Source organism: Salegentibacter flavus, assembly GCF_900115145.1.
GTDB lineage: Bacteria > Bacteroidota > Bacteroidia > Flavobacteriales > Flavobacteriaceae > Salegentibacter > Salegentibacter flavus.
Window position 1 is genome coordinate 40,288 of record NZ_FOVL01000004.1, and the last position, 10,795, is coordinate 51,082.

Below are 10,795 nucleotides of genomic sequence, written 5' to 3' on the forward strand. Positions count from 1 at the left end.
GTTAACATAAAATTATCCCTACGTAATTTATTGATCCACCTAATGCATTACAATTATGGGAAAAAAATTACTCTCTATATTTTTTATACTTTCATTATTTTTGCTGAATTCTCTGGATGGGTTTGGGCAGTGTTCTGATGGCCCAAATCCAAATACTTCTGCTTCTATCACCCTGCAGGGTAGTTCTACCATTTGTTCAGATGAAACCATCTCCATTACCTCCACCATTAATCTGGATGGTGCAATAAATCAAACTTATCAATGGCAGGAAAAAATTGGAAGCGCCAACTGGAATGATATTACCGGAGAAACGGGAGAAGACCTTCTAAATTATTCCCCACAGAACAATTCCAGATTCAGGTTACTAATTTTGTTCTGTAAAGGTACTACCAATGAGGATTCTGTAGCGAGTAATATTTCAGGAACAATAACCGTAGTAGAGGTGACTACGGCTACAGCCAGTATTTCTTCAAACAAAACCCTTGTATGTCCCAGTGAATCCATAACCTTCTCAGCCAGTCTAACCAATCAGGGAAGCAGTCCCGGTTACAGCTGGCGAGTGAATGGCACTGAATTAAGCTCATCGGAAAATTTTAGTTATAACCAGTTTAGTGACGGAGACAATGTTCAGTTATTTATGACTTCTAATAAAGCTTGCGCAACTGATGGTGATGATACTGATGGAGATAATGCAGCAGAAAGTAATATTATAAGCATATCTGTAAAAGGAGCTATTCCCGATCAACCTGGAACCATATCAGGCCCTGTTAATTTATGCTCCAATACCGCTGCGACTTATAATATTACAGCAGTTGATAGGGCTGATTCATACCAATGGATATTACCAACAGGCTGGACCGGAACCAGTACTTCTACTAACATCAACATTACCTCTGGAAATGTAGGGAACGGACAGGTGATTAAGGTAAAAGCAATAAATGAATGCGGTGAAAGTACCGAGTCGACACTAACAGTAGATGTGGGACCGGGAATCCCTTCTAGTCCGGGAACGATTTCAGCACCATCACTTATTTGTCCTGGAGATAGCGTTACATTTTCAGTTACTCAAGATCCCAATGTTAATTCCTATACCTGGAGTCTACCTCTAAACTGGACTATTCAGGGAGCAGATGATGGCGCTTCTATAACAGCAATAGCCGGAGGCTCCAATGATGATGGTAACGTCCAGGTTTTTTCAACTAATGATTGCGAAAGCAGTAGTACCTCATCACTTTCAATAAACGTAAATGACCCTATTCCTGCCGATCCCGGGCCGATATCTGGACCAACAACCGTTTGTCCAAATACAGATGTTAGCTATTCTATTTCTAAAATTAATTACGCAGATGAGTATATCTGGTATTTAGATAACATAGAGCTGTCAGGCCAGAATGGAACCAGTATTAATATCAACTCCGGAGCCACAGGCACAAAAAACCTAAAGGTGATTGCAGTTAACGAATGTGTTGATCCTGCCGATTACACAAGTATTTCTGGACAAACACTTCAATTTACAGTGGACGATGGAACACCGGGAGAAACTTCAATCACTGAAAGTGAAGGATCCACAAATTTTTGCCCTGGAGAAACAGGCTTTATTTTCAGTGTTACTCAAGATGCCAGAATCGATAATTACAGCTGGACGGTTCCTTCCGGATGGACAATAACCGCCGGAGCGGGAACTCATGAGATCACAGTTACTTCCGGACAATTAGGTAATGATGGTAATATAGAATTTACCGGTACTAGTAATGATTGCGGAAGCGTTACTACAACTTATCCAGTGAATGTAAAAAATCCCGCCCCGGTTATCAATACTCAGACAATTTCGGGTGATGCAAAGGTTTGTCGTGACGCTACAGGCTTAACCTATACAATTCCAAATATTCAATATGCTGACAATTATGTATGGACCGTTCCAGGCAACTGGAGTATTACTAGCGGCCAGGGCACAAATTCAATTACTGTTTCGGCAGGATCTGATGATGGCAATATAGCCATGTATGCTGAAAATGATTGCGGAGAGACTTCAATTTTAAGTCTTGCCGTGGAAAGTGTCGATGCAGCTCCAGCTCAACCCGGCACCATCTCTTCAATAGCTGAATTTGAAGCCGACCCTAAAATTTGTCCACCCCTAAACCCCCTATTCTTATCAGTGCCTTATGTCTCTGATGAAATTTCCTATAACTGGATCTTACCAGAAGGATGGGAAATTATTGGTGATGAAACCTCTTATGAAATAAACGTGAATGTTACAGCTGGCGGAAACTATAATGATACCGAAACAGTTCAGGTGACAGCAACTAATGGATGTTTTACCAGTGCTGCTACCACATCATTTCCAATGACCATTTCCGATTATATTATTACCGATCTTGGCGATGACCAAACAGTTTGTTCCACTACAAACCAAATTACCATTCCAGGTAAAATCGCCTTTGGAAATTCAAAAAAATTCAATCCTACCTACACTGCAGTTAATGGTAACGGTACAGATGTAACTGGTAACTTATCAGGATTACCTACAAGTTTCAATAATTACCCAAATACATTTAACATAACATATAATGCTACCGAAGCCGATAAGGCAAGCGGTTCAGTAAAAGTAAGTGTTCAGGTTCCTCCGCCGGCAACTACCGGACAAGACCCCGATGCCTGTGGAACGGGATATGCAGAAATGAGCATTTTCTTTAGACCTGAACCTACGGCAAGCATTGCAGCAACAGAGGAAATTTGTGAAGGGCAAACTGGAGAAGTAATTTTTACAGCTACACCTAATACGACCATTACATATAATATTAATTCAGGAAGTAATCAAACAATTCAAATTGGTGAAACCGGGGAATCAACAATAACTTCGGAAGCATTATCTGGCGACACTACTTATTCTCTTACAAGTATTCAGTATACTGATGCCCCTAATTGTTCTACAACAATAAGCGAATCTGCAGACATTATTGTAAATCCAAGCCCAAGAGTAGAAATATCTTATGCCGATCATTGCAGCTCTGAAACCACTCCCGCAACGGTAAGTTATACAAATGAAATCGGAGCCTGGGAAACCGGTATTTTTTCAGCGACCGGAGCTTTAGGAAGTGAGATCCAAACCGATGGAACATTTATACCTGCTAATGTTACACCCGGCACATATACCGTCACTTATAAAATCCAAGGAAGTGGGGGCTGTGAAAATGTATCAGTAACTACAGATGTAACGATTTATGAAAAGGTATCTATTACTCAAGAACCTTTAGACCAAAGAACCTGTGAGAGCGGGAATGCAGAATTTCGGATAGATGCCACCGGCGAAGGCTTGAGTTATCAGTGGTATAAAGACTCAGCCTCAGCAGGAAATGAAATACCCGGGGCTACAGGAAATATTCTTAGTTTGACCAATGTTACTGCATCTGATGCGGGAGATTATGTGGTTGTTATTAGCGGAAAAGACCCCTGTTCTCCGGAAACCTCAACCATTGCAAATCTTACAGTAGACCAGAATATCAATATAGATACACAGCCTGCAGGTCTTACAGTTTGTGAAGGAGAAGACACTTCTCTTACTTTTTCAGCATCTGTTGGCGGAGTTACTTTGGACAATACTTTCTCATACCAGTGGTTCAAGGGAAATCCCGGAAGTGGAACAGAAATTTCTGGAATGAATTCGGCTACACTCCCTTTAAACTCAGTTATTCCGGATGATTCCGGCAGTTATTATGTAGAAATCACAGGTCCTGCAGAATATGAATGTTCTAAAATAGTTTCTGAAGCAGCCATTCTTGATGTAAGAGCAACACCAACTGTTGAGATAAGTGGAGACACCTCTATATGTAGTGGTGGCAGTACTGAAATCATTTTCTTCGGTGGAATTCCAGGAACAATAGTTACTTACAGGCTTAATGGAGATAATAATAATCAGTCAACCGTAACCTTAGACAGTAATGGCGAAGCAACGCTTGAAACTGGAGCACTGCAGGCCACCAATGATACTGACACTCCTTTTGTTTATGAAATAGTCTCTGTAAATTATACCGATTCTCCTTCCTGTACTCAGAATTATACAGCGGCCCTACCCTCTGCGACAGTAACAGTTGCGGCTAATCCAGATGCGACTATTTCTTTTACCAATGATCAGATAGAATTCTGTACTGCTGATAATTCTGAATACACTCCTTTATTAACAGGTCCAGGAGAATTTTCAGGAGGAATCTGGAGTGCAAATGGTATTAATATTAATTCATCAACAGGAGCATTTACACCAGGTGCTGGAACCGCTGGAGATTACACAATAACATACACTATCCCTGCCTACGGAGGTTGTGCAGAAGAAACAACTACGCTCGACATATCTATTTATGAAGAAGTAGTTATAACTTCGCAACCCACTAACCTCGGGATCTGCTCCACGAATGATGCTGAATTTTTTGTAGGAGCTTCAGGGGACGGGCTTACCTACCAATGGTATAAAAATGGAAATCCAGTTGAAGGAGCCACGGCTGCTACCCTATCACTTCCAGTTGCAACTTCAAAAGATGCAGGCGACTATTATGCGGTGGTAAGCGGAACAAATGCCTGTACGCCTGATGAGAATTCTCAGGTTCAGTCAGAAAGCGTTACCCTAAATGTAGATGAAGACATTGTTATAATAGAACCCGCAGATGACGTGAGAGTTTGTGATGATACAAATGCTTCAGTAGAATTTAAGTTTGTTGCTCATGCCAATGGTGATCCATTAATCTTTGAATGGATATATGCAGATGGTTCACTGGTAAATCCCGCAAACCAAACTAATATGCAGAGTAGCCTTATCGAAAGGGACCCCACAGCAGAAGAATTAGCAAATTTCCCAGAAATACAGGGTATTCAGGTTTACGAAGGGACACTAACAATTAGTAACATAACGTCTGCAGATCAGGCTTCCTATGCTGTTAGAATAGATGGTAGTGCTAATAACTTTAACTGCCCGGAAGCCATTTCCAATTCTTTTAACCTGGATGTAGATCCTCTACCGGATGCACCTACAGCCACTTCTCCAATTGAATATTGTCTTGGAGAAACAGCAACGGAACTTACGGTTTCAGGAGAGGCCGGAGCTACTTTCACCTGGTATGACAGCAACAACAATGAATTATCCGAAGCTCCTACACCTGATACCAGTACTCCCGGCGATATTACATATTATGTTACTCAAAAAGATACTTATTGTGAAAGTCCACAAACTACCGTAACAGTTACCATATTTGACACACCTGCAGCTCCCGTGCTTACAGATGAAGAAAAACTGATTACATACTGTTTGGGAGATACAGCTACGCCACTTTCGGTAGATCTTAATGGTGCTGCTTCTGCAAATTGGTATGATTCAGCATCATCAACCACACCTCTTGGAGAAGCTCCAACTCCTCAAACCAGTGCAGCAGGAGATATAAATTACTGGGTGAGTTTAGTGGATAATAATGGCTGTGAAAGTGAAAAAGCTATGATCACCGTTCACACCAGTAAATTACCCGATATAATTCTGCCAGATGATCAAGAAATTTGTGAAGGAGATAATTTTCAGGTTACAGCTAGTGATAATAATGAGATAATTGAAAATACAACCACCTATTACTGGAATTGGGATGGTAATACTGGCGATCCGCTTACAGGGGCACAACAAGATCTTGATCCTGTAGAAACAACTACTTATACTTTAACTGCTACTAATGAGAATGGTTGTACTAATACAGCACAAATCACCATTAAAGTAGATTTGCAACCTGTGGCTGGAGCCTTGGAAGGACCTGAGAGTGTATGTGTTACAAGCCCTAATGGAGAATTGAATCTCACCGATTATGCGGGCACAATAGACAGGTGGGAATACAGAAATGCATCCTCTACCTCGTGGACCGCAATTAATGAAGAGACACCCGATGCAGACTATCAGTTTAGCGGATTAACTGAAGACACTTCTTATAGAGTAGTGGTAACTAATGGTGTGTGTAGTGAAGTATTTTCGAATGAATGGAATATAATTGTTGATCCCGAACCTGTAGCCGGGGGCTTACTTTTTAGAGGTACAGACAGGGTATTCATGATGTGTGAATTTCCCACAGACGATTATCTGGTGCCATTGCAAACTTCAGGTAATTATGTTGGGGAAATTGTAGCATGGCAATACCGGAGGAATTCTGCTACTGCCTGGGCAACCATTCTGGAAAATGGTGAGCCTTTTACTGGAAGCACCCTCTCCGGGCAACAAGTGATTGCTGCCAGTAATAACGAATCCACCATTTTCAGGGTAGAAGTTCAAAGTGGTGCCTGTTCCCCAAATGTTTTATCTGAAACCGCAACTTTAAGTATAATTCCATCAGATATTGCTCCTAATCCGGTCACCGCTTCTCCCGGAGAAATTTGTCTGGGAGATATAGTCACCTTGAACGCCGGCACGGGATATGGAGGTAATGGCGTTTTTGAAGGTGGTGCTTTTGATAACTCCTCGATTGCCAACCATGGTTGGAGGGTAAAACGTTTTGATAGCGATACCGAATACACCTTTGAATCTGCAGCGGATAACACCCGACCAGATCGTTGGATGAGGACAAATCCTCATGATTTCATAATGGCTAACCCTAATGGATCAGGCACCACATATCAAAGGTTCGATTCGAGTTCAGGAGATGAAGGTAATAAAGGATTTGCCATCGTCTCAGGTAACAACCCTTCCACCCTGGAAACGCCGGTATTCAACACCTATGCCATGGATAATCCAACATTGACCTTTGATCAGGCTTACAATTTGACACCCGGGGATACCATTAAGGTTCAAATCTCACTTGACGGAGGTAATACATACGTTGATGAACCTCTTTTTGTAGTAGGAGGTCCAGCTATAAGTGGAAATTACGATCGATTTGGAGATGAAGGACTTGGGGTACCCAATAATATGGTTATAGATTTAAGTGCTTATGCGGGCTTGAATAATTTGAGAATAAGATGGTTGTACGACGGGTCCACCGGTGGAATTTACACCATTGATGACATAGGTATTCCTCAGGATCCCGATAACGTGCAACTAATCTGGTACTATGATGACGATCTTGATAATCCTAATAACGATCTGGAGCAAATAGGAGAAATCAACCAGGGTACAGTAACCTATACTCCCGAAAAAATAGGATGGAATTATTTTGAAGTACAGACTGCCCTTGTTTTTGACACCAATGGAGACCCCTGTCAAAGTGCAGAGAACAAAGCAACCATTCAGGTCTATGTTTTCGATACCTACACTTCAACTGCTACAGCGGATATTGGAACCTGTGGTGATAATAGTGTTCAACTAACGGGAGTAATTAGTGGAGCCTTCCAGGGTGTAATTACTGAATTCCCAGATGAGGATGAATCCACAGTGGCCTGGGAAGTATTGGAGAGTCCGGAGACATATACCTTTGCAGAAGAACATTTTACTCCCTCCATCAACGACCCCAATGCCATTTTTGATCCGGGAATGGGAGGGAATTTTACCCTTCAATATACCATCACTCCTGATGAAGACTCACCCTGTGAACCCACTCAGACTCCTGTGCAATTTGAGATCCTGGACTGCACCACCCTGGATTTCGATGGGGTTGATGATTATGTAGATTTGGGTCTAGGCTCTTATGCAGGAACCAGCAGTATCGAAGCATGGATTTATCCCGAAGCCAGCGAAGGAACCATTATTTCCTTACCAAATATTGAAATAAATATGAGTAACCTTCCAGCTGGAGTAACTCCAAACACAAGATGGTATCATATTGCCGTTACTGGCGGAGAATTATTTGTGGATGGAATCTCAATGGGAAATTCCGGGACCGGAAATGGTGGAGCGAGAGCTCTAATAGGTGCTAAATGGAATGAATCAGAGAAAAAGGCTGAAAATCACTTTTCTGGTTGGATCGAGGAAGTGAGGATTTGGAATAAAGCTCTTACCGAAGACCAGATTCGGTTTATGATGAACCAACATCTTCAAAATGCCGGAAATATGGGCGTGGAAATTCCTATGCCGGTACCGGGTAGTTTAACTTATGCTGATCTTGCAGGCTACTACCGACTGATTTCCGCAGAACCGGATCCGCTTTTACCTGGTGGTCCGATTACTTACGATCCTGCATTGATGCCTCAAAACGGCTTAACACCCGATTTAGGAATTAATCAGATTCCCGGCAGGTTACATAATATGACCACACATCAGCAAAATACCGCCCCTCTGCCCTATCTTTCGAAACAAGATGGCGATTGGACCGAAATTAATACCTGGTTAAGACCTGAGGTTTGGGATATACCTAACTCTACCGGGATAAGCGGCGCCCCGATTGAGTGGAATATTGTAAGAACCTTCGATAATATCACTTCAGATGCTAAAGATGTCACCGTTCTCGGTTTAAAATCTGAAACAGTAGACAAATTGATTACCATGGCGAATCCTGGTGGTAATATGGATGAAACCAATAGCGGACAAATGATGAGGGTTACCCATTACTTGTTATTAGATGGAAATATGGATTTGGTTGGGGAATCCCAATTACTTCAAGATTCAGGAAGTATTCTGGACAATGCGAGTAAAGGCTGGCTGGAACGGGACCAACAAGGAAAAAGAAACAGTTTTGTGTATAACTATTGGACTTCCCCCGTGAGTGCCCAGGGAAAAGACAATAATGTTGCATACTCGGTTAGGGAAATTCTACGGGATGGAACTACAGCCTCTAATCCTCAAACAATCAATTTTCAGGGTACCTATTGGGCAGCTGATGGAGGTAAATCTAATCCTATCACCATTAGCACCTACTGGATTTGGGGCTTCTCGCCTGCAACCGCTAATCTTTATGCAGAATGGGATCACGTAGAAGCTGACGGCTTATTAAAAACCGGGGAAGGCTACACTATGAAAGGTTCCGATGGTACGGCTGGTATTGGAGCTGAACAGAATTACGTTTTTAAAGGAAAACCACATAACGGAGATTTTGAGTTACCGATAGCTACTGGACAGAATTATCTTATCGGCAACCCTTATCCCTCAGCAATTGATGGACATCAGTTTATTAGAGATAATGGTGGAGGAAATGGCGTTTTCGATGGCACTATATATTTCTGGGATCATTTTATCGAAGTAGATCATATACTGGCAGAGTATATTGGAGGTTATGCCTATTTGAATTTAAGTTCCCCAACCGGGGTAAGTGCAATTTCCAATGACGATAGAATTAATGCTAATGATGCCACCAGCAGCAAAAAACCCGGACAATTCATCCCGGTTAGTCAGGGATTTATGATAAATACCACTGGATCCCTGGGAGGAGATATAAAATTTAAAAATAGTCAACGGGTATATGAAAGAGAAACTGGTTCAGGAAGTAACTCTTTATTCCTGAGCCAGGAAAAACGAGAAAAAACCACAAAAAATTCAGAGGATGAACCACCTCGCATCAGGCTTAATTTCAGGTCTCCTACAGGATATCACAGGCAGATTCTGGCTGCAGCGATTCCTACAACTACCAATGGTTTTGACTGGGGTTATGATGCCCTCCTACGGGATAACAGCGTAGAAGATATGTTTTGGTTGATCGATGAAGAAAAATACGTTATTCAGGCAGTACCCGATTTTAACGAGGACCAGGTTTTACCGCTCGGTGTAAGAATTAAAGGAGAATCTGAATTCACTTTTAAAATCGACACTCTGGAGAACTGGCCTGCCGATAAACCGTTGTACCTGAAGGATCATTTAAATGATAGTATTCACGATTTAAGAAAAGCAGAATACAAGGGAACTTCAGAAGCCGGGGAGATATTAGACCGCTTTGAGATCGTATTCCATAAAGAACCGGATGCAGTAATCCCTGAGGAACCAAATCCTGAGGCAGAGTTAACCAATATCCAGATACGTTACCTTCACGACAGTAGAGAATTGATTATAATGAACCCGGATTTAATTCAAATTAATGAGGTAATGATTTTTGATCTGGTTGGAAAACGTATACAGGATTTTGAAGATATTCCTAATCAAAAAGAAATAATACTGAATACCAGACCTATAGGCTCTAGTGTCTATATTGTTAAATTGCTTACTCCTTCAGGAATTAAAAATATAAAGTTCCTGATGAAGTAATTGACATTTATTTTGAAAGTTAATTCCTACAAATTATTAAAATTGAATCTTAAAAATTGCTTTTTATCTGGTTTTTAATGGTTTAAATCGGAAATTTATCCTTAAAAACTTGTAAGTCTTAACTTTTTATATGTAATTTTACTCTTTATTTTAAGAAGAACGCCTATGGGTAAAATTACTTCATCGGTGAGAACCGGAGGACTTTTAGTTTCTCTTATTGTTTTCACGTTTAGCTTTATTTTAGCTTCTACAAAGCATTCTGCAGCAGAACTTACAGTAACTACTGATGAGACCACTGCTGTTTCCTGCTTCGGTGGAAACGATGGGGCTATAAAAATTTCAGTGACCGGAGGTAACTTAGATTATACATTTGACTGGTCTGGGCCTAGCACCTATAGTTCTTCCTTTGAAGACATCAATGGCTTATATGCGGGTACTTATACCTTAAAAGTAACTGATACCGACGGAAATTCGGGTGATTTGACTATTGTGATTGACCAACCCGATGCCCTTACTATGGCAACACCAGGTTCCACTCCAGTTAGCTGTAATGGAGGAAATGATGGAACTGCAACCGCAAGAACTGTTTCAGGCGGCAACAGCGGGTACCAATATAAACTGGATGCAGGTACTTATGGAACATCAGATACTTTTAGCGGATTAACTGCGGGTACT

The 10,795-nt window shown here is 41.4% G+C and carries 2 protein-coding genes; both read left to right on the forward strand.

Annotated features, from left to right (window positions below; translation table 11 throughout):
- The first annotated feature begins 55 nt into the window (after window positions 1-55).
- Window positions 56-10,120 (forward strand): Ig-like domain-containing protein, encoded by a 10,065-nt coding sequence (locus tag BM266_RS04735; protein WP_093406551.1) that lies wholly within the window; start codon window positions 56-58, stop codon window positions 10,118-10,120.
- 165 nt (window positions 10,121-10,285) lie between these two features.
- Window positions 10,286-10,795: SprB repeat-containing protein (locus tag BM266_RS17020; RefSeq protein WP_175494754.1), on the forward strand; the 510-nt coding region annotated here is incomplete at its 3' end.